Origin of the sequence: Rhodopseudomonas sp. BAL398 (assembly GCF_033001325.1) — a bacterium.
In the GTDB taxonomy this organism is placed as follows: Bacteria; Pseudomonadota; Alphaproteobacteria; order Rhizobiales; family Xanthobacteraceae; genus JARJEH01.
The window spans coordinates 4,669,450-4,690,833 of record NZ_CP133111.1; the positions used below are offsets into that span (position 1 = coordinate 4,669,450).

Consider the following 21,384-nt stretch of genomic DNA (forward strand, 5'->3'; position numbering starts at 1 on the left):
GTGTCAGCCGCGCCGGCTGATCTGTCCGGCATCGACGTCGAAGATCTCGCCGGTGGCGCCGATCTCGGCGAAGGCGGCCGGATCGGCGCCGGTCATCCAGACCTGGGCGCCGAGCTTGGCCAATTCGCCGAACAGCGCCCGGCGCCGCGATGGATCGAGATGCGCCACCACCTCGTCGAGCAGCAGCAGCGGGGTGATGCCAGTCATTTCCGAAACCAGATGGGCATGGGCCAGCACCAGGCCGATCAGCAGCGCCTTCTGCTCGCCGGTGGAGGCGTCGCGCGCCGGCATCGCCTTCGGCGCGTAGATCACCTGTAGGTCGGTCAGATGCGGCCCGTCCAGCGTGCGGCCGGCGGCGGCGTCGCGGCCGCGATTGTCGCGCAGGATCTGGCGATAGCGATCTTCCATCGCGGTCGCGGGCTGATCGATCAGCGCGCTCTCCATCCAGCCGTCGAGCATGAGCCGGGCTGAGGGGAACGCCGAGGCCGCGCCGCGCGCATCCAGCGCGGCCGCAAGCCGGATCGCGGTCTGGCCGCGCATCGCCGCCACCGCCACCGCCAGCTCCGCGGTTTCGCGCTCGATGGCGTCGAGCCAATGGCCGTCGGCGTGGCGCGCCTCCAGCAGCCGGTTACGCGAGCGCAGGCTGCGGTCGAGCGCCGAGACGCGCGAGGAATGCTGGCTGTCGATCGCCAGCACCAGCCGATCGAAAAACCGCCTCCGTTCCGACGCCGCGCCCATGAACAGCCCGTCCATCGCCGGCGTCAGCCAGACCATGCGGAGATGATCGCCGAACGCCGCAGCGGAGCCGACATTCTCGCGATCGATCCGGCAACGCCGCGCGGAAGCCGTGTCGGGCAGCGGCGGATCGATCCCGGTGCCGAGCGTGGCAAGGCCGAGCGCGCCCTCGATCTCGGCCGCAACCGCCCAGGAGCCATCGCCCTGATTGTCGGCCACGTCGTCCAGCGTGGCGCGCCGCAGCCCGCGCCCCGGCGACAGAAACGAAATCGCCTCGATGCAATTGGTCTTGCCGGCGCCGTTCGGCCCGACCAGCACGACGATGTCGCCACGTGTGGTCAGGCTCGCCGCACGATAATTGCGGAAATGCGTCAGGCTCAGGCGATGGATGCGGGAGGCGGTCATGAGGGCGCGCTGCAAATCAGGGAACGTCATTGCCGGGCTTGACCCGGCAATCCATCGTCCGCGTCAGCGGACAATCTCGTCATAGAGATCGCGCCAATCCGGATTGGCGGCAATGATGAGATCGATTTTCCACTCTCGCGACCAATGCTTGATGTTCTTCTCGCGCTGGAGTGCGGCGGCGATGGTGTCGTGCGCCTCGAAATACACCAGCATCTTGATCCCGTATCGTTTGGTGAAACTCTCGGCGAGCCCCTCGCGATGCTCGTAGATGCGGCGCACCAGATCGTTGGTGACACCTACGTACAGGGTGCCGCCCGGTTTGCTGGCAAGAATATAGACCCAATAGCTCATCGCGAAGAAGATGGATTGCCGGGTCAAGCCCGGCAATGACGGCCGGTGGTGGTCGCCCGGTCAAGCCGGGCGATGACACATATCGATTGCAGGGCTACACCCGCATCGGCATCAGCACGTAGAGCGCGCCCTTGGCGTCCTTGTCCTGCACCAGCGTCGGCGAACCGGGGTCGGCGAGTTTCAGCACCGCGACTTCGCCCTCGATCTGGGCGGCGATGTCGAGCAGATAGCGCGAGTTGAAGCCGATATCGAGCGCGTCGGAGGCGTATTCGACCTCGAGTTCCTCGGTGGCGCTGCCGGAATCCGGATTGGTCACCGACAGGATCAGCTTGCCGGCGGAGAGCGCCAGTTTCACGGCGCGGCCGCGTTCGCTCGAAATCGTCGAGACGCGGTCGACCGCGGCCTCGAAATCCTTCTTGTCGACGATCAGTTCCTTGTCGTTGTTCTGCGGAATCACCCGGCCGTAATCCGGGAAGGTGCCGTCGATCAGTTTCGAGGTCAGCACCACGTCGCCGATGGTGAAGCGGATCTTGCCGGCAGACAGCTCGATTCCGACCTCGGCCTCGGCGTCCTCGATCAGTCGCTGGACTTCGCCGACGGTCTTGCGCGGCACGATCACGCCGGGCATGCCGATGGCGCCCGCCGGCAGCGCCAGATCGATCTGGGCAAGGCGGTGGCCGTCGGTGGCGACCGCGCGCAGCGTCGCGGCCTTGGCACTGCCGGCGCTGTGCAGATAGATGCCGTTGAGATAATAGCGGGTCTCTTCGGTGGAGATCGCGAATTGAGTGCGGTCGATCAGCCGCTTCACATCGGCCGCGGCCAGCGCGAAGGAATGCGTCATCTCGCCGGCGGCGAGGTCCGGGAAATCGTTTTCCGGCAGGGTCTGCAGCGTGAAGCGCGAGCGCCCGGCGCGGATCGCCAGGACCGAACGGTCACCGTCGGCTTCCAGCACGATCTGCGATCCGTCCGGCAGCTTGCGGACGATGTCGTAGAACATATGAGCGGGAACCGTGGTCGAGCCCGCGGTCGCGACTTCGGCGGGCAGCGTCTCGGTCACTTCAAGGTCGAGGTCGGTGGCCTTCAGCGACAGCCGGGCATTCTCGGCGCGCACCAGGACGTTGCCGAGGATCGGTATGGTGTTGCGACGTTCGACCACGCGATGCACGTGGCCCAACGATTTCAAGAGTTGCGCGCGTTCGACGGTAACCTTCATTGCAAAACCCGCCTGATCCAAATCCACATCGTGTGATGAAGATGCCCGGCGGCCGGAAGCGGCGCCGCAGCGATTGAGGCCCTACGGATTCGTTCAAACCCGCGGGGGTTCGCAAAGTGGCGTGGATGACGGGCCGACGCAAGTGCGGCGCGCCGGCCGGGAGCGAATTTCCCCGCATTTCAGGGGCATGGCCGCTCTGGAGGGCGCATCCGGCAGGGTTTTCTGGCGATATTGCGGGACTGTCCCGACAGGACTGTCCCGGCAGAATGTCCGGCCGGACGGCTCCGGCAGACTATTCCTGGAGCTGCCGCTTGAGCAGTTCGACCTCGTCGGACAAAGCGGCGTCCTTGGCCACCAGCCCTTCGATCTTGCGAACCGCATGCAGGACCGTGGTGTGATCGCGGCCACCGAAACGGCGGCCGATTTCCGGCAGCGAGCGCAGCGTCAGCGTCTTGGCCAGATACATCGCGACCTGACGCGGTCGGACCACATTGGCGGTGCGGCGCGACGACAGCAGGTCGGAGCGGCTGACATTGTACTGCCGGGCCACGATGCGCTGAATATCCTCGATCTTGATCCGTTTCGGCTCCTGCGGCCGGATCAGGTCGCGCACTTCGCGCTCGGCCATTTCCAGCGTCACCGGCTGGGCGTTGAGCTTGCTGTGCGCCAGCAGCCGGTTGATCGCGCCCTCGAGGTCGCGGCCATTATGGGTGATGGTGCGGGCCAGATAATCCAGCACCGGCGCCGGCACGTCGAAGGTGGCGTGATGCGCACGCGCCGCCAGCACGCGCGATTTCAAAATTCCAAGGCGCAATTCTTCGCCGAGCGAGCCCATCTCGACGACCAGGCCGCCGGCCAGCCGCGAGCGCACCCGCTCGTCGAGGCTCTCGAGGTCCGATGGCGGCCGATCGGCGGCGATCACCACCTGGCGACCGGCGTCGATCAGCGCATTCAGCGTGTGGCAGAATTCGGCCTGGGTGGTCTTGCCCTGCAGGAATTGCAGATCGTCGATCACCAGCACGTCGATGCCACGCAGCGCTTCCTTGAAGGCCAGCGCCGTCTGCGTCTTCAGCGCGGCGACGAAGCCGTACATGAACTTCTCGGCGGTCAGATACAGCACCTTGCGTTCGGTGCCGGAATTGCCGGCCCAGGTCACCGCCTGCAGCAGATGGGTTTTGCCGAGGCCGACGCCGGCATGGATGTAGAGCGGGTTGAACATCACCGGATCGCCGCGACGGCCCTCGGCGACCTGCCGGGCCGCTGCATGGGCCAGCGTGTTGGAGCGGCCGAGCACGAAGCTGCCGAAGGTCAGTCGCGGGTCGAGCGGCGAGCCGCCCAGCGCGTCGTGCGTGGCCGATACCGGCGCGATCGCGGTGGCGCGCACTTCCGGGGCGGGCCGGCCATCATCGCGGCGCCGCTCGGCTGGCGCGGCTTCCTTGACGGGCGCGGCGCAGCGCATCGCCGTGCGCACGGTCAGATCGATGCGATGAACCTCCGGCATCTCGGCCTGCCAGCAGGTCAGCACCTTGTCGGAGTAATGCGTCTGGATCCAGCTCTTCAGAAAGCGCGTCGGAACCGACAGATGCACGCTCTCGCTCTGCACGCTCTCCAGATCCATCCGGGCGAACCAGCTCGAATAGACGTCTTCTCCAACGCTCGAGCGCAGCCGGCCTTTAACGCGGGACCAACGATCTTGTTCAACATTTGTCATCTTAGGCGACTCTTCAAACTGAGAAAATTCCGGGTGGCCGAGGCGAATGAATCGTTGGAGATTCACGTCGCGGCAGGACCTTTGGCGAGCCCTTCGGAGACAGACCGGCCGTTCGGCGCAACGCCGCCGCGACAGATCAGCACCTGATGAAAGGGCCTTGGCCGGTCAGCGCGCAGCTGACGGCAGATCCGGACTTCGCCCGGGTGGCGGAGACCACGCCGAAGCAAAAAAATAATGCGCCGCCGGCAATCCGGTTCGATCAGTTGAAGTCGTGATGATGTCGCGCATAAAAACTCCCCCGCCCGCCGCAAACATTCGCGTCAAGCTTTCGTCAAACCCGTCGTGATGCGTTCGCGTTTTGCATTGAAACTTGTCACGTCGCACCCTGAATGCCGATCGCTTGTTTCATCCTGCGGCCACGCTCCCGGCGATGCGGCTTGCAGATTGCAAATGCTATCTCTCGTCTCGGATACGCTCACGATAGAACGCCCGCTGAAGAAATTTGGCACAGCACAACCCGCCCCATATTGCTATGAGTTGCAATCCGACCATCGCTTGGAAAGCGTCGCCAACATGCATACCGCCGCCGATCTGCATGCCCACCCCAGAGTCTCAAACCGCGCTGGTCTGAAGAGCCGAGGGCGTCGCGAACGAGCTAAGAAATACACGACGCCTTCGGTCTCGCAACGGAATTGATTTTGGTGCGGCGGCTCAAATTTCGGCTTTTGCCGCGTGCGATCCGGCGACGGTTTTTGTGGAAACCGACAAGGTTTTGAATCTGTGCACAGATTCGAAACGCGCCGGTGCCGTCATATTGGCCGCCGCCGCCCAAAATAAATTCATAAATCGTTTACGTTTGAGGCTGGCGCGTCTGCTTTTCGAAGCGCTGCTCCTCGCTATGCCAATAAGTGGTTCGCAGCGCGCGTTTTTTTCTGAGCATTCGAACAGGGTAACCCTCGGCGTGGATAGCGCCCTCGGATTCGTAACAGTTGCATTTTCCAAACATCGCTGCGCGTGCAGTGAGTCCATCGGGTGCTGTGCCGCAAGGGGTTTTGCGCCCTCGCAAAAAGCTGTTGCAGGGAGCGTTTCGACGATGGGTTGATGGTTTGCTCGACCTCGCGGTCGGTTCGGCAGGCCGTCCGCGGAACTACCAGATTCAAAACAGGCTCAGCGTGGCGGGCCGAAGAGGCGCTCGCCTCTGGCAAACGCAATGCGACAACCGCCAAAAAAATCCGAAAACTAATCGAAAAAAACCGAAAAGACTAATCGAAAAAGACAAAATGATGATGGAAAACACCAGGCAAAGAAAAGCCCGGCACTGCCGGGCTTGCGTGTTCGGTATTGCTCGCAGAAATTATTGAGCGATCTTGGCGATCCGATGTGCGAGCCGCGAAACTTTCCGGCTGGCGTTGTTCTTGTGAATGATGTTGCGCTGCGCCGCCTTCATCAGGATCGGCTCGGCGTTGGCCATCGCCTTCAAGGCGGCCTCACGGTCGCCGCTGGCGATCGCCTCTTCGACGATCCGCACCGTGCCGCGCATCTGGGTGCGGCGCGACTTGTTGACGATGGTGCGACGGGCGATCTTGCGGGTCGCCTTTTTGGCGGAAGTGGTATTGGCCATGTTTTCTCAAATCCTACAGCGGTCATCCCTTGCGGAGGACCGGGCTGATTGACGGCAGCCGCTTCAATGTCGCGACCTGTGTATTCCGGGTGGTTCTGAAAATGCTATTCTCAGAGCTGGTCTTCGAGCCGATCCTGGTGCCGATCCTGGAGCCGAACAGGTCTTAAGTCGACCGGCTCAGACAGCAACGTCGCCCAAAGAACAGCGGCGGCAGGATCGCCCCTACCGCCAGTGCGGCTCTTATAGAGCCCCCGCTTTCCAGCGTCAACGCCCAGCGCTCGCGCTGTGGTCGCACCCGGGGTGGTCGGCGGACCGGTTCCTGCAGGGCGGCGCGCCGAAAGCCCGACGGGCCCAATAAGTCGCTGGCGAGGTTGAATTTTAGCGCCTGCCCCGGTAATCCCGGGCTGCGGCGGGTCGCTGCCGCAAATGGGGTGACGCATGATCCGTGGGTTTTTTCGTCTGATCGGACTGCTGCTGCTGACGGGTGGGTTCGTTTTCCTGGTCTATGACGGCGCCCGCTCGGTCGCGGACAATGCCTTGCGCTGGACCCGGTTAGGCGAATCCTGGAACGACATCCACCAATCCAGCCAGCAGGCGTTTCGGGTCAAGGTCGAGGCCGCCGCGCCCTGGCTGTGGGACAATGTGATCAAGCTGCTGCTCGACCAACCGACCTTCGCGGTGCTCGGGGTGCTGGGAATCCTGCTGATGCTGACGTTTCGGGCGCGCAAGCCGCTGATCGGATATGCCCGCGATTGACCCGCGGGCGCGCCGGATGATGGCGGCTGCGACCCCTGCCGTTTTGCGGGTAAATACCTATATTCAGATCTGAGATCGTGCCCGTCGCCGGATCCCTGGTTCGGCGGTTGGTGCGCGAGCCACAGCCAATGCGCGGGGGCGCTGTCGCCCGCGCCGGGAGGGATTTGATGTTCTTCATGCGCAAGACCACCGCATTGCCCAGTGCCGCCGAGGCGTTGCCGGGCCGCGCCACGCCGGTCGCCACGGCGACCACCCATTTCGTCAACGGACACCGGATTCAGCCGCCTTATCCCGAGGGCCTGGCGCAGGCGGTGTTCGGGCTCGGCTGTTTCTGGGGCGCGGAACGCAAATTCTGGGAACTGGGCGAGGGGGTTTACACCACGGCGGTCGGCTATGCCGGCGGTCACACCCAGAACCCGACCTATGAGGAGGTCTGTTCGGGCCGCACCGGCCATACCGAAGTGGTGCTGGTGGTGTTCGACCCGACGATAATCTCCTACGACCGTTTGCTGAAGACGTTCTGGGAAAGCCACAACCCGACCCAGGGCATGCGCCAGGGCAACGATGTCGGGACGCAATACCGTTCGGCGATCTACACCTTTGGCGAGGCGCAACGACAGGCTGCCGAAGCCTCGCAGGCCGCCTATGGCAAAGCGCTGGCGGCGAAGGGGCTCGGCCCGATTACCACCGAGATCGCGCCGTCTGGCGCGTTCTATTTCGCCGAGGACTATCATCAGCAATATCTGGCGAAGAATCCCGCCGGCTATTGCGGCCTCGGCGGCACCGGCGTGTCGTGCCCGATCGGCGCCGGCGTCAGCGCCTGATTCAAGCGGGCCGTCCGCTGCGAAGCCCGATTGGATTCGCAGCGGACGCCCGTTCGGACTCACCAATTATTAACCCTAATGCTGCATTAATAGGTGCGATCTCGTTATGAGGGGATGGCTCCTGTGTGGTTGTTGCGCGCGTTCCGATTGTCGATTGTCGCCCTCCCGGCCGCGCTTGCGCTGGCGGGCTGCATGGGGCGTTCGGGGCCGATCGCGGCCATGCCGCGCAACGATCTGGATTCGATGGCCTATGGCTCGCGCGGTTATCAGCAGCCGGCCTATGGCGGCGGCGCGTTCGCGGCTGTCGCCTCGGGGTTCTCGCGTCGCGGCAACCCGCCGGTTGTCTATGCGGCATCGCCGGGGCCCGCGTCGGCCCCGCGGGTGGTTCCGGTCTATGAGCCGGACTATCAGCTCGACGCCGGCGACCGGTTGCGGGTCGTGGTCTACGGTCAGGAAGGCCTCACCAATACCTACACGATCGGCCCCGGCGGCACGATCACCATGCCGCTGATCGGCGCGGTGCCGGCGCGCGGTCGCACCCCTTCGGGCCTCGCCGCTGCGATCACCGCACGCCTGCGCAATGGCTTCATCCGCGATCCCTCGGTCGCGGTCGAAATCGATTCCTATCGGCCGTTCTTCATTCTCGGCGAGGTCGCGGCCCCCGGGCAATATCCCTATGTGCCGAACATGACCGTCGAGAGCGCGGTGGCGATCGCCGGCGGGTTCTCGCCGCGCGCCAAGCGGGACAGTGTCATCCTGACTCACCCCGAAGGCGCAAGCTCGCTGCGCGCCGCGGTGCCGCTCGGCACCCCGCTCAGCCCCGGCGATACCGTGATGGTCGGCGAGCGCTGGTTCTGAGTCAGCGGTCGTCGCCGGCTCAGATCCGGCATCCACCGTCCGCGGTCGTCAGGAGCGATGTCTGTCCCGCGGCTCATCCCTTGGTGGGTCAAGATGGTTGGCCGATGACGCGCCCGGCGTGGATTATCGCCACATCCAGTTGCGGCCCCAATCGCCTTTCCAGCCCGCCAGCCGGCCGCGGCGGAATTGCAGATAGAGCCGGTCGCGCCGGTTGAAGAACCCGCTGCCGCCGATGTCGCGAAACACCAGATAGATTTCCTCGCCGGGCCGCCCGCTGATGTAGTTCAGCGGCTTGCCAAGCGCGCGCGCCGCGTCCTCGGCATCCATGCCGAACGCCAACGGAGTGGTGTTGGACAGCGTCGCGGCGAATGGCGGCGGGAAATGGCCCCTCAACGGTACTGCTTGCTGGGCGGTCGCTGCGGCCGTTGTGGCGGCCATCGCAACGCCGATCATGATCGCGCCAAGCGCCCGGCGACGCGCCGAGAGGCGAGGCCTCTGGACCGGGATAGCGCTTGCTTCAAGGTGGCGGTTCGGCATTGCCCTCATCCTGCAATTTCATCGACTATAGACGAGCGCGCCGCCGGGCGCGACTGCCGCGCCGCCTCGCCTGCGCGGCGCCGAGCGAACGGTGTCAATTTGCGCCGCAAACAAAACCGAACCTTAACAATGCTCATTAATCCTCGGGAACCTATTCCTTGTTATCTCTGGGGCTTGTGACAATGGCCTCAAGGCTCCGGGACTCGATGACGGCAACAGCTCAACAATCCGTGGCGCGGCGGCGGTTGATTCTTGCCTCCGACCGCGGCGATCACAGCCGGGATCTGGCGGGCATTCTCGCCGCGGTCGCCGACGTTGAAACTGTGCCGACGGCCCAATTGCCGGATGCGCCTGCCAAGGGCCTGTCCGGGATCGTGGTCGATATCAATTTGCGCTCGGCCGACAGCGTGCAGCAGATTCGCCGCAAGCTGCTGGCCGGCGCCTATAAGCCGGTGCCGCGCCTGTTCGTGCTCGCCGATGAATTGCATCACGGCTCGATGCAGGCCTGGGCGCTCGGCGCCACCGACACCATCGCGCGGCCGTTCGACGCCCGCGATATTCTGCAGCGGATTCAGGCCGCGTTTCCCGACCCGGGCGAGGACGCCGTGGTGGCCGGAGCCGAGGCGCTCGACAAGGGCGTGTCAGCCGCTCACGCGGTTCTGAAAAAGATGTTCGAACGGCTGCCGGCCGGACAGGCGTTGAGCTTCGACGACATCAAGCAGGCGGAAGGTCATATTCTGCGGGCGATCAAGAAATCGTCGCTGCGGGAATGGCTCAGCGCGGTCGGCCGTCACCACAATGAAAGCTGCCGGCTCAGCCTGTTTGCGACCGGTTTCGCGGTGGCCTTCGCGCAGCATCTGGGCATGCGCGAGGAGGATGAGCGCAGGCTCACCCGCGCCGCGTTGCTGTACGATGTCGGCAAGGCGTTCGTCGATATCGGCGCGCTCGACAATCTCGACAATCTGGCCGGCGATCAACTCAAGGCGTTCCGCGAACATCCGCGGCTCGGCTTCAATGCGCTGGCGGCGCAGGGCAGTTTCCCGCGCGAAACGCTCGACGTGGTGCTGCATCACCATGAAATGCTCGACGGCAGCGGTTATCCGGATGGCCTGCATGGCGACCAGATCAGCGACATCGTCCGTATCACCACGGTGGTCGACATCTATGCCTCGCTGGTGGCGAAGCGGGCCAGGCATGAGCCATTGACCCGCGCGCAGGCCTTCGCCCGCATGGAAGCGTTGGGCGACAAGATCGATCAGCGGCTGCTGCAGGCGTTCCGCCCGGTGGCGCTGGGCTGCTGACGCGCCGGCGCGGCCGCGCCGCGATCACTCCAGCAATTTGCGCAGCTCCGCCTTGGCCACTTTCTCCAGGGTCGAGCGCGGCATCTCGTCGACCAGGCGGATTTCGCGCGGCACCTTGAAATCCGCCAGCGCGTCGCGGCACGCCGCCATCACCTGGTCATGGAGATCCGGCGCGGCCTCGGCCACCCCGGCGCTTGGGATCACGAACACCACCGGGACCTCGTCGAGCATCGGATGCTTCTTGGCCACCACGGCGGCCTCGCGCACGCCCGGCACCATCGCGACCACCTGTTCGATCTCCGAGGCGGCGACGTTCTCGCCGCCGACCTTCAGCATGTCCTTGGCGCGATCGCCGAATTTGATGAAGCCGCGCTCCAGCAGGGTGACGCGGTCACCGGTGATGAAATAGCCGTGGGCGTCGAAACTGTCGCGGGTCGCGGCCTCGTTGTGCAGATACTCCTTGAACAGCGACAGCCCGGGCACGCCCTTGATCAGCAGATTGCCGGTCGAGCCCACCGGCGTCGGAGCGCCGTCATCATCGGTGACGCGGAGGGTGTATTCGGGCGCGGCGCGGCCGATCGACATCGGAATATTGGGCTGGTCGACCTCGCCGATGATGCCGTGGGAGATGGTTTCGGTCATGCCCCACCAGCCGACGATCTTGATGCCGAACTTCGCGAATGCCGGCGGTTCGCAGAACGCCGTGCCCCATAGCCGGAAACTGTGCTGCTTCGGTACTTCGTAATCGAGCAGTGCTTTCAGGCAGAACCCGATGGTCGACGCCCAGGTGCAGCGGTGCTCCAGCGCCGTGCCCCAGAAACGCCGCGCGGAAAACCGCGGCTGGATCACGCAAGAGGCGCCCACCCACAGCGTCGCCAGCACCGAATAGGCCAGCGCGTTGGTGTGGAATAGCGGCAGATAGGCCAGATGCACGTCGTCGGCGCGCAGCGTCTGATGCACGGCGTTGATTTTGGCGCCCCACAACGCATTGGCGTGGGTCCACAACACCGCCTTGGGTCGCGACGTGGTGCCGGAGGTGTATTGCACGCTGCACGGCGCCATCGGATCGATCGGCCGGCGCGGCCGGTCGGCGCTGTCGGCGAACAGCGCCTCGAAGCGCTCCGCCTGCGGCACGGCGTGACCTTGCGCCGGGGCTTCGCCGGAATCATGCGAGATCACCGCGATCCAGCGCAGCTTGCGGCAATTGCCGGCGACCAACTCGGCATAGGCCGGCTGGGTGATGGCGGCGACCGCGCCGCAATGATCGGCGAAATAGGCGATCTCGGCGGCTGCCGAGCGGGTGTTGGTGGTCACCGCAATGGCGCCGAGCTCGACGCAGGCGAACCAGGTCAGCATCGCCTCGATGCAATTGTCGAGATGGATCAGGACGTATTCGCCCGGCTTGACGCCGCGCTTGGCGAGGCCGGCGGCGAGCGCGCCGACCCGGTCGTGAAATTCGCCGTAGCTCCAGCTCCGCGCCGGCTGATCGAACGGCGCCCAGATCAGGAACGGATGGTCGCGGCGTTGTTCAGCCTGCATCCGCAGCAGCCACGGCACATCGAGCCCGGCAAATGGTCCCACTACTCCTGGCGCATTCTCGTCACGTACCATCGTTCCTCCCGATCGAAGTCCTGCGTTGCATCGACGGCATCGTCGCCGGCCGGTGGTCGCGGCTTCTTTGTTATGACCGGGATGTTGTGCCATCGGCGGACGCCGAGCGCAATTCGCGGCGGTCGCATGGCGACGGTGCAAGAACGCAATCAGGCGACCTTGCGGCCGCCCTGCGTCGTCAAATTCCGCCAGGCGGATGGGCGCTTAGCCGTTGGCGATCGCGGAGGCTTCGGCGGCCGCGCGTTGCATGCTGGACGACATCTCGTTCGTCACCGTGCTTTGTTCCTCGACGGCGGCGGCGGTCGAGGTGACATACTCGCTCACATTCTGGATCGAGGTCTTGATCCTGTTCAGCGCCTCGACGACATCGCCCGAAATGCCGTTGAGGTTGTCGATCTCACTGCCGATCTTGTCGGTCGCCTGTTTGGCCTGATTGGCGAGGTTCTTCACTTCGGCGGCCACCACAGCGAAGCCGCGGCCGGCCTCTCCGGCGCGGGCGGATTCGATCGTCGCGTTGAGCGCCAGCAAATTGATCTGGCCGGTGATCTGCCCGATCAGTTCGACGATGCCGCTCATCGCCTGGGCCGCGTCGTTGAGCCGCTGGGCCTGGGAATCCGCGGATTCGACCTCGTTGACCGCGGTCATTGCGGTCTCCCGCGATTTGGTCATCGCTTCGGAAATCTCCCGCACCGAGGCGTTGAGTTCCTCGGCGCCCGCAGCCACCGATTCCATCATCGAGCGGACGCGTTCATTGCCCAGCCGCGTCAGCACCTGCTTGGTGGTGTCGGTGGCGTATTTCACCACCTTGAACGGCTTGCCGTTGAGGTCGAGGATCGGATTGTAGGACGCCTGGATCCAGACCTCGCGGCCGCCCTTGCCGATCCGCTTGTATTCGGCGGCCTGGTACTCGCCGCGGCGCAGCGCGGCCCAGAATTCCCGATAGGCCGGCGTGTCGCGCTCGGCGGCATCGACGAACATGCTGTGGTGGCGGCCCTTGATCTCGCCGAGCGAGTAGCCCAAGGCGCGCAGGAAGTTGTCATTGGCGCCGATGATCGTGCCGTCGACATCGAACTCGATCACGGCCTGCGACTTGCCGATCGCGTCGATCTGACCGGCCAGGTCGGCGGTCGCCAGCTTCTGCTGGGTCACGTCGGTGGCGAATTTGACCACCTTGAATGGCTTGCCCTTCTCGTCGAGGATCGGGTTGTAGGACGCCAGAATCCAGACCTCCTTGCCGCCCTTGCCGATCCGCTTGTATTCGGCGGCGAGGTAGTCGCCGCGATTGAGGCTGGCCCAGAACTCCCGGTACGCGGCGCTGTCCCGCATTGCCGGCTCGACGAACAGGCTGTGATGCTTGCCCTGGACCTCGGCCAGCGAATAGCCGAGCGCTTTGAGAAAATTCTCGTTCGCCGTCAGGATGGTTCCGTCCATCGTGAATTCGATCACCGCCTGGGCGCGGCTGATCGCATTCATCTTGCCGGAATCCTCCATGCTGCGCAGCTTTGCCGCCGTAATGTCGGTGGCGTATTTGACGACGCAGAACGGCTTGCCCTGCTTGTCGAGCACCGGATTGTACGAGGCCTGGATCCAGATGTCGCCGCCGCCCTTGGCGATGCGTTTGAATTCCCCGGCCTGATATCGGCCCGCCTTCAGCCCGTCCCAGAATTCGCGATACGCGGCGCTGTCGCGCAACGCCGGCTCGACGAACATGCTGTGATTCTTGCCCTTGATCTCCGCCAGCTCGTAGCCGAGCGCTTTGAGAAAATTGTCATTGGCGGTTCGGACGGTGCCGTCCATATCGAATTCGATCACTGCCTGCGAGCGGTTGATAGCATCAAGTGTGGCCGCAGTACGATCGGTGCCGGCGCGCTTGGAGAACGGGTACATCTGTCGGGAACCTCAATGGATGATCGCTCGCGGCGCACGGCTGTGACGGGCACACTTTGTCCGCAGATTCCCGACTGTGTTGGTGTCGACTTAACTTTTGCCTAACCCGGAATGAGTGCAACACGGTGGAATTGCGCTCCGTGAATGCGACCGGTGCGGCTGATTACTGTGTGTTGCGTAGTTGGCAGGTCCCGAGCGCTAGTTTTGGCAACCGGAGGTGGTGCCGAGCGGTGTTCCCGTCGCAAGCGAAGTAACAGGAGACCCTTTTGCTCGTGCGCGGGGGTGCGAAAAAAGCGCCGCCCTAGTAATCATACGTAGTCCGGTCGCGCGGATTTGTCGCGTGTCGCTGACCTTATCGAACCAACTCTTCGTGGAATTCAAACCCGTAAAATTCCGCTCCGTGGAATCGCGTGTCTCGTCGAATACCCAGTGCGGTCAGCCTCATGAAAAAGGGGCGACCTTTCGGCCGCCCCTTGCTCATCATTGTTTGGATCGAAGGCGTTACTCGCCGGCGGCTTCGCGCGGCGCGGCCTCTTCGGCCTTCTGCTTGGCTTCGAGATCCTCGCCGGTGGTCTGGTCGACGACCTTCATCGACAGCCGGGTCTTGCCGCGGTCGTCGAAGCCGAGCAGCTTGACCTTGACCTTGTCGCCTTCCTTGACGACGTCGGAGGTCTTCTGCACCCGGCCCGAAGCGAGCTGGCTGATATGGACCAGGCCGTCCTTGGCGCCGAAGAAGTTCACGAAGGCGCCGAACTCCATGACCTTGACGACGGTGCCGTCATAGATCGCGTTGAGCTCGGGATCGGACGCGATCGACTTGATCCACTTGATCGCCGCCTTGATCGATTCGCCGTCGGAGGACGCCACCTTGACGGTGCCGTCGTCGTCGATATTGACCTTGGCGCCGGTCTTTTCGACGATCTCGCGGATCACCTTGCCGCCGGTGCCGATCACTTCCCGGATCTTGTCGGTGGCGATCTTGAAGGTCTCGATCCGCGGCGCGTATTCGCCGAGTTCGGCGCGGGCGTTGGTCAGGGCCTTCGACATCTCACCCAGAATGTGGATGCGGCCGTCCTTGGCCTGGCCGAGCGCGACCTTCATGATCTCCTCGGTGATGCCGGCGATCTTGATGTCCATCTGCAGCGAGGTGATGCCCTGATCGGTCCCCGCCACCTTGAAGTCCATGTCGCCGAGATGATCCTCGTCGCCGAGAATGTCGGACAGCACCGCGAAGCGCTCGCCTTCCAGGATCAGGCCCATCGCGATGCCCGCGGTCGGCCGCTTCAGCGGCACGCCAGCGTCCATCAGCGCCAGAGAGGCGCCGCAGACCGACGCCATCGAGGACGAGCCGTTCGACTCGGTGATCTCGGAGACGACGCGCACGGTGTAGGGGAATTCGTGATGCGGCGGCAGCACCGGATGGATCGCGCGCCAGGCGAGCTTGCCGTGGCCGATTTCGCGACGCTTGGTGCCGCCCATGCGTCCGGTTTCACCGACCGAGTAGGGAGGAAAGTTGTAGTGCAGCAGGAACTGCTCCTTGTAGGTCCCTGACAGCGAGTCGATGTACTGCTCGTCCTCGCCGGTGCCGAGCGTGGTCACCACCATCGCCTGGGTTTCGCCGCGGGTGAACAGCGCCGAGCCGTGGGCGCGGGGCAGCACGCCGACCTGGGCGATGATCTGGCGCACGGTCTTGGAATCGCGGCCGTCGATGCGCTTGCCGGTGTCAAGAATGTTCCAGCGAACGATCTTGGCTTCCAGGTGCTTGAACACGCCGGCGATGCGGAGCTTGTCGTATTTCGGCTCCTCACCTTCCGGGAAGTAGTGCGCCATCACCTTTTCCTTGGCCTTGCCGACCGCTGCGTAGCGATCCTGCTTGACCGGAATGGCGTAGGCGGCGCGCAGCTCGGGCTCGATCATGCCCAAGATCTCTTTCTCGAGCTCGCTCTCGTCGACGACCTTGACGTCGCGCGGCTCCTTGGCGGCCTTCTCGGCGAGTTCGATGATCGCCTGCACCACCGGCTGGAAGTGCCGGTGACCGAACATCACCGCGCCCAGCATGATGTCTTCGTTGAGTTCCTTGGCTTCGGATTCGACCATCAGCACCGCGTCGGCGGTGCCGGCGACGACCAGGTCGAGCTGGGTGTCGACCATCTCATCGAGCGTCGGGTTGAGCACGTATTCGTCGTTGATGAAGCCGACGCGGGCGGCGCCGATCGGGCCCTTGAACGGCGCGCCGGACAAAGTCAGCGCGGCCGAAGAGGCGACCAGAGCGAGAATGTCCGGGTCGTTCTCCATGTCGTGCGACAGCACGGTGACGATGACCTGGGTCTCGTTGCGCCAGCCGTCGACGAACAGCGGACGGATCGGGCGGTCGATCAGGCGGGAGACCAAGGTCTCCTTCTCGGTCGGGCGGCCTTCGCGCTTGAAATAGCCGCCGGGAATGCGGCCGGCCGCGTAGGTCTTCTCGATATAGTCGACGGTCAGCGGCAGGAAGTCGACGCCCTCGCGGGGCGTCTTGGCGGCGACGACCGTGGCGAGCACGACGGTTTCGCCATAGGTGGCGAGCACGGCGCCGTCGGCCTGACGGGCGATCTTGCCGGTCTCAAGCCGAAGCGGACGACCACCCCAATCGATCTCGACTGAATGAATATTGAACATTGCGTGTTTCTTTCATGGGTTCACGAAAGGCGGCAACGCCAAATACCAAAAGACCATGCGCAAGATTGCGAGACGCTGAGCGCGCGATGGCGTCAGCGTCCGGCGATCCTGCCATGGTCTTCCGGTCGAAAATGGCGTCGATCCTCCCGGTGCGGGGATCAACCCGCGCGGCGGGCCATTGGCCCGTTGTCGCTCAGCGGCCGGAGTGCTGCTGAGCAAAAGCGTACAGGCAAATCAATTCGCCTGTACGGAACTCGATCGGCGGACCTGAAGGGAAGCGGAGATCCGCTCCCAGGCCGCGCCGTTTAGGCGCGCGCGAATTCGATCAGCGGCGGATGTTGTGCTTTTCGAGCATCGCCTTGTAGCGTTCCACGTCCTTCTTCTTGATGTAATCGAGAAGCGAACGGCGCGTGGACACCAGCTTCAACAGGCCGCGGCGCGAATGATTGTCCTTGCCGTGGGTCTTGAAGTGGCTGGTGAGGTTGACGATGCGTTCCGACAGGATCGCGATCTGAACCTCGGGCGAGCCGGTGTCGCCGGCCTTCTTGGCATTGGTCTTGATGACTTCCGCTTTGCGTTCTGCGGTAATCGACATCGTCAGATACTTTCTTTGCGTGCCGAACTGGTCAGTCCGGTCAGGTTGAACACGCGCTTGGGGATGAGTTCGCCATTGCCAATCTCGGCGAGGGCCAAAAGCCGGCCTGCCACCGTGACATAGACTGTGCCGCTATCATTGGGCGCATCCCGTCCGCGCAACAAAACGGCCTGGCCCCGATGGAGCCTTGCCGCATCAGCCCGTGTGACGGCCAGCGCCGGGATGTCGTCCAGCGCGGTCTCAACGGGCAAAAGCGCGTCGGCGAGGCTACCCTCGCCAGACGCGGCTCTATCGCACAAAGCCTCCAACTGTTCCAGCGGAATCATGTCCGCCTCGCGGAATGGCCCGACCAGGGTGCGGCGCAACGCGCAAATATGCCCGTAGCAGCCGAGCAACCGGCCCATGTCGCGCGCCAGCGCCCGCACATAGGTCCCCTTGCCGCATTCCGCCTCGAACACCGCATGGTCGGCATCCGGCTGTTCGGTCATGGTTAATTCGTGGATCACGACGGGGCGGGGAACCAGCGGCACGATTTCGCCGTCGCGCGCCATGTCGTAGGCGCGCTCGCCGGCGATCTTGATCGCCGAATATTGCGGCGGGGTCTGCTCGATCGCCCCGGTGAATTGCGGTAGCAGCGCGCGGATCGCCTCCGCGGTGGGCCGCAACTCGCTGGTCTGCGTGGCCTTGCCCTCGGTGTCGTCGGTGTCGCGCTCCTCGCCCCACGCCACCGTGAAGCGGTAGCGCTTGCGGCCGTCCATCACGAAGGGAACGGTCTTGGTGGCCTCGCCCATCGCGATCGGCAAGCCGCCGGAGGCCAAGGGATCGAGCGTGCCGGCGTGGCCGGCGCGCTTGGCCGAGAACAACCGCTTCACCACCGCCACCGCGTGCGTCGAGGTCATGCCGATCGGCTTGTCGAGCACCACCCAGCCATGGACGTCGCGCTTGTCGCGCCGCGGCTGGTTGTTCTGGCGCTGCTTGCCGCCGCGCTGGCCGTTGCCACGCGGGTCGTTGTGCGAACGATCGGCGCGGGCTGGCTGCGCCGAAATATTTTCATCAGCGCCGGTCGGCTCGGTCGTCTGCGAGTCGAGAAGGGCGTCTGGCGTGGTCACGATCATCAATTTCCGTCCGAATCCGGTTCGAGGTCCTTTTGTACTGCGGGTGTTCGCAGTAATTTCTCTATTCGTTCCGCTTCGGCGAATCGCTCGTCGATGCGGAAGCGAAGATCAGGGGCGAATTTCAGGTTAACGCGGCGCGCCACGGCGGTGCGGATGAACGGCTTGTTGGCCGCCAGCGCCTTCAGCACGATGTCGGTGTCGCGGCCGCCGAGCGGCATCACATAGACCGTCGCCAGTTTGAGGTCCGGCGACATCCGGACTTCGGGAACGGTGATCAGATGGGATTCCAGAACCGGATCGTGGACATTGCCCTGCGACAGAACCTCGGCGACGGCGTGGCGGACGATCTCGCCGACCCGCAATTGCCGCTGCGAGCCGCCCGGACTGGTATTCTTCTCGTGATGGCGAGGCATGGCCGTCTCTCAAATCGGCGTCATGCCCGCGTTTGTCGCCGGCATCCACGCCTGTCTGTGTCTTGGTAAGACGTAGATGGCCGGAACAGGTCCGGCCATGACGCCCATTTTCGATCGATGGCTCGCAGTAAGATTTGGACTTACAGCGAGCGCTGGATCGTCTCGACGCGATAACACTCGATGACGTCACCGGCGCGCATGTCGCCGTAACTCTCGAACGCCATGCCGCATTCCTGACCGGAGGCGACTTCCTTCACTTCGTCCTTGAAGCGCTTGAGCGTCGACAGCTTGCCCTCGTGAACCACGACGTTGTCGCGGATCAGGCGGACATTGGCGCCGCGTTCGACATTGCCGTCGGTGACGCGGCAACCGGCGACCTTGCCGACCTTGGAGATGTTGAAGACTTCCAGGATCAGCGCATTGCCCAGCATGGTCTCGCGCAGGGTCGGCGCGAGCAGGCCGCTCATCGCCTTCTTCACGTCGTCGACCAGGTCGTAGATGATGTTGTAGTAGCGGATTTCGATGCCGTTGCGCTTGGCCGCGGCGGCCGCTTCCTTGTTGGCGCGGACCGAGAAGCCGATGATCGCGGCGCCAAAACCTTCCGCCAGCGTCACGTCGGATTCCGAGATGCCGCCGACGCCGGCATGCAGGATCCGCGCGGCGACCTCGTCGGTGCCGAGCTTCTCCAGCGAGCCCAGGATCGCTTCCAGCGAGCCCTGCACGTCGGCCTTGATGATCAGCGGGAAGTCCTTGCGGCCGGTGGTCTTGAGCTGGCTCATCATCTGCTCGAGCGAACCGCGCATGCCGGTCGCCGAGGCGGCGGATTTCTCGCGCTTCTGATGTTCGCGGTAGCTGGTGATTTCGCGGGCGCGGGCCTCGTTCTCGACCACCGCCATCCGATCGCCGGCCTCCGGCGGGCCGTTGAAGCCCAGAACCTCCACCGGAACCGACGGACCGGCCTCGGTCAGCGTCACGCCCTGATCGGAGATCAGCGCGCGGACGCGGCCCATTTCGGAGCCGGCCACGATGATGTCGCCGACCCGCAGGGTGCCGCGCTGAACCAGCACGGTGGCCACGGGACCGCGGCCGCGATCGAGCTTGGCTTCGATCACGGTGCCCTCGGCGGGGCGCTCGGTATTGGTCTTCAGGTCCAGCAATTCGGCCTGCAGCGCGACCATTTCCAGCAGCTTGTCGAGATTGGTCTTGTTCTTGGCCGAAACCTCGACGTCGACGACGTCGCCGCCGAAGGATTCCACCTGAACGCCATATTGCAGCAGCTCGGTGCGGACCCGCTCGGCCTTGGCGTCGGGCTTGTCGATCTTGTTGATCGCCACGATCATCGGCACGTTGGCGGCCTTGGCGTGGTTGATCGCCTCGATGGTCTGCGGCATCACGCCGTCATCGGCCGCCACCACCAGGATGACGATGTCGGTGACCTTGGCGCCGCGGGCACGCATCGCGGTGAACGCGGCGTGGCCCGGGGTGTCGATGAAGGTGATCTTCTTGCCGCTTTCCGGCGAGGTGACCTGATAGGCGCCGATATGCTGGGTAATGCCGCCGGCTTCGCCCGACACCACATTGGCGTGGCGCAGCGCGTCGAGCAGCGAGGTCTTGCCGTGGTCGACATGGCCCATCACGGTCACCACCGGCGAACGCGGCTCGGTGTCGGTGGAATCCTCGACCGTATCGAACAGGCCTTCCTCGACGTCGGATTCGGCGACGCGCTTGACGGTATGGCCCATTTCTTCGGCCAGCAATTGCGCGGTGTCGGCGTCGATCACGTCGTTGATCTTGTGAATCGCGCCCTGCTTCATCAGCAGCCGGATCACGTCCACGGCGCGCTCGGCCATACGGTTGGCGAGCTCCTGAATGGTGATGGCTTCGGGAATCGTCACTTCGCGAATGAGCTTTTCCTTCGGCTCCTTCGAGGCATTGCCCTTGAGGCGCTGGGTGCGGCGGCGGAACGAGGCGATCGAACGCTCGCGCACGTCGTCGGCGGACAGCGCCGTGACCAGGGTCAGGCGGCCACGCTGCTTGGCGGGCGCCGGCTTGGCGGTGGTTTTCGGCGGGGTGACCGGGCGGGCGACGCCGCCGGGGCCACGGCGGATCTGGCGCGGACCTTCATCCTCGTCGGTGGCATCGGCGGCGACGCCCGGGGCGCGCGCGGGCGGGGTGGCGGCGCTGGGGGTGCGCGCAGCCGCGGCTGCGGCGGCGGCCTTCTTGGCCTCCTCCTCGCCAAATCGCTTCTTGGCTTCGCGCTCGGCCTTGGCCTTGGCCTCTTCATCGGCGCGGTGGCGCTCTTCCTCGGCCTTGCGGCGGGCCTCGGCGGCTTCGCGCTCGGCCTGCTCGATGCCTTCCTTGCTGTTGCGGCGCGCGATTTCGGCTTCGGCGAGGCGGCGCTCTTCGATATCGCGCAGCCGGGCGTCGGCCAGCGCGTTGGCGCGCGCGGCTCGCTCGTCTTCGGACAGTTTTTGCAGCACCACGCCAGAACCGCTGCGCGACGATGACGAGTGCGAACGCGACACGGGCGGGCGGGCGGGCGGCTGCGGCCGCGGCGCCACGGCTGCGGGGGCCGGCGTCGGCGCCGGTTGCGCCTCGTTCGGTCCGTCGCCGCCGATCCGGCGCTTGCCGCGTTTCTCGACCACCACCTGTTTGGTACGGCCATGGCTGAAGCTCTGGCGCACGACGCCCTGCTCGACGCGGGGCTTCAGCGTCAAGGTCTTGGTCGGCACACTCAGAGTCTTGTCGCCAGGAGTTTTCGTATCAACCATTCAGTAGTCCCAATCTCTAAAC

Annotated in this window: 18 protein-coding genes; 5 read left to right on the forward strand and 13 right to left on the reverse strand. The window is 64.6% G+C overall.

From position 1 onward, the window contains the following. Positions 1–3 precede the first annotated feature (3 nt). From recF to dnaA, 4 genes are all read right to left on the reverse strand, one after another. Entirely contained in the window at positions 4–1,140 is a 1,137-nt protein-coding gene (gene recF / locus RBJ75_RS22010) for a DNA replication/repair protein RecF (RefSeq protein ID WP_044415124.1), read from the reverse strand. A gap of 63 nt (positions 1,141–1,203) precedes the next feature. After that, positions 1,204–1,491 carry a GIY-YIG nuclease family protein gene (locus RBJ75_RS22015; protein WP_044415126.1) on the reverse strand — a complete coding sequence of 96 codons (288 nt, stop codon included), beginning with the start codon at positions 1,489–1,491 and terminating at the stop codon, positions 1,204–1,206. Between the two features lie 94 nt (positions 1,492–1,585). Next, on the reverse strand, positions 1,586–2,704 hold the full coding sequence (gene dnaN / locus RBJ75_RS22020; RefSeq protein ID WP_044415118.1) for a DNA polymerase III subunit beta: 1,119 nt from the start codon (positions 2,702–2,704) through the stop codon (positions 1,586–1,588). Positions 2,705–2,996: 292 nt separating this feature from the next. Continuing rightward, entirely contained in the window at positions 2,997–4,415 is a 1,419-nt protein-coding gene (gene dnaA, locus RBJ75_RS22025) for a chromosomal replication initiator protein DnaA (RefSeq protein WP_044415120.1), read from the reverse strand. 989 nt (positions 4,416–5,404) lie between these two features. Here dnaA and RBJ75_RS22030 point away from each other — a divergent pair. Continuing rightward, entirely contained in the window at positions 5,405–5,776 is a 372-nt protein-coding gene (locus RBJ75_RS22030; RefSeq protein ID WP_152647587.1) for a hypothetical protein, read from the forward strand. Here the strand turns inward: RBJ75_RS22030 and rpsT are convergent. Then, complete coding sequence (gene rpsT, locus RBJ75_RS22035) at positions 5,770–6,036, reverse strand: 30S ribosomal protein S20 (RefSeq protein ID WP_044405726.1); 267 nt, start codon at positions 6,034–6,036, stop codon at positions 5,770–5,772. The two genes, RBJ75_RS22030 and rpsT, sit on opposite strands and share 7 nt — an antisense overlap. 438 nt (positions 6,037–6,474) lie before the next feature. On the opposite strand from rpsT, the gene RBJ75_RS22040 reads away from it, so the two are divergent. The 3 genes from RBJ75_RS22040 (at position 6,475) to RBJ75_RS22050 (ending at position 8,474) form a co-directional block, all read left to right on the forward strand. Next, on the forward strand, positions 6,475–6,792 hold the full coding sequence (locus RBJ75_RS22040; protein ID WP_044408786.1) for a hypothetical protein: 318 nt from the start codon (positions 6,475–6,477) through the stop codon (positions 6,790–6,792). Positions 6,793–6,959: 167 nt separating this feature from the next. Further along, the gene (msrA, locus tag RBJ75_RS22045; protein WP_044408783.1) at positions 6,960–7,616 is read left to right on the forward strand and encodes a peptide-methionine (S)-S-oxide reductase MsrA; all 657 of its coding nucleotides are present in this window, start codon (positions 6,960–6,962) and stop codon (positions 7,614–7,616) included. Positions 7,617–7,730: 114 nt separating this feature from the next. Then, on the forward strand, positions 7,731–8,474 hold the full coding sequence (locus tag RBJ75_RS22050; protein ID WP_317528535.1) for a polysaccharide biosynthesis/export family protein: 744 nt from the start codon (positions 7,731–7,733) through the stop codon (positions 8,472–8,474). 123 nt (positions 8,475–8,597) lie between these two features. Here RBJ75_RS22050 and RBJ75_RS22055 read toward each other — a convergent pair whose 3' ends face one another. After that, positions 8,598–8,912, reverse strand: a complete 315-nt coding sequence (locus RBJ75_RS22055) for a hypothetical protein (RefSeq protein ID WP_234707522.1) — start codon at positions 8,910–8,912, stop codon at positions 8,598–8,600. Positions 8,913–9,217: 305 nt separating this feature from the next. On the opposite strand from RBJ75_RS22055, the gene RBJ75_RS22060 reads away from it, so the two are divergent. Continuing rightward, positions 9,218–10,312 carry an HD-GYP domain-containing protein gene (locus tag RBJ75_RS22060; protein WP_044417058.1) on the forward strand — a complete coding sequence of 365 codons (1,095 nt, stop codon included), beginning with the start codon at positions 9,218–9,220 and terminating at the stop codon, positions 10,310–10,312. Between the two features lie 24 nt (positions 10,313–10,336). Here RBJ75_RS22060 and RBJ75_RS22065 read toward each other — a convergent pair whose 3' ends face one another. The 7 genes from RBJ75_RS22065 to infB form a co-directional block, all read right to left on the reverse strand. Then, complete coding sequence (locus RBJ75_RS22065; RefSeq protein WP_044417060.1) at positions 10,337–11,923, reverse strand: AMP-binding protein; 1,587 nt, start codon at positions 11,921–11,923, stop codon at positions 10,337–10,339. A gap of 204 nt (positions 11,924–12,127) precedes the next feature. Then, positions 12,128–13,810: a PAS domain-containing protein gene (locus tag RBJ75_RS22070; protein ID WP_044417061.1), complete on the reverse strand. Its 1,683-nt coding sequence runs from the start codon at positions 13,808–13,810 to the stop codon at positions 12,128–12,130. A 501-nt stretch (positions 13,811–14,311) separates the two neighbouring features. Further along, positions 14,312–16,468, reverse strand: a complete 2,157-nt coding sequence (pnp, locus tag RBJ75_RS22075; protein ID WP_044417063.1) for a polyribonucleotide nucleotidyltransferase — start codon at positions 16,466–16,468, stop codon at positions 14,312–14,314. Between the two features lie 325 nt (positions 16,469–16,793). Further along, positions 16,794–17,063: a 30S ribosomal protein S15 gene (rpsO, locus tag RBJ75_RS22080; RefSeq protein ID WP_044417065.1), complete on the reverse strand. Its 270-nt coding sequence runs from the start codon at positions 17,061–17,063 to the stop codon at positions 16,794–16,796. Positions 17,064–17,065: 2 nt separating this feature from the next. Further along, entirely contained in the window at positions 17,066–18,178 is a 1,113-nt protein-coding gene (truB, locus tag RBJ75_RS22085; protein WP_044417067.1) for a tRNA pseudouridine(55) synthase TruB, read from the reverse strand. After that, positions 18,178–18,591 (reverse strand): 30S ribosome-binding factor RbfA, encoded by a 414-nt coding sequence (gene rbfA / locus RBJ75_RS22090; RefSeq protein ID WP_044417069.1) that lies wholly within the window; start codon positions 18,589–18,591, stop codon positions 18,178–18,180. The genes truB and rbfA overlap by 1 nt, the downstream gene beginning before the upstream one ends. 140 nt (positions 18,592–18,731) lie before the next feature. Then, the gene (gene infB / locus RBJ75_RS22095) at positions 18,732–21,362 is read right to left on the reverse strand and encodes a translation initiation factor IF-2 (RefSeq protein WP_317528536.1); all 2,631 of its coding nucleotides are present in this window, start codon (positions 21,360–21,362) and stop codon (positions 18,732–18,734) included. Positions 21,363–21,384 lie beyond the last annotated feature (22 nt).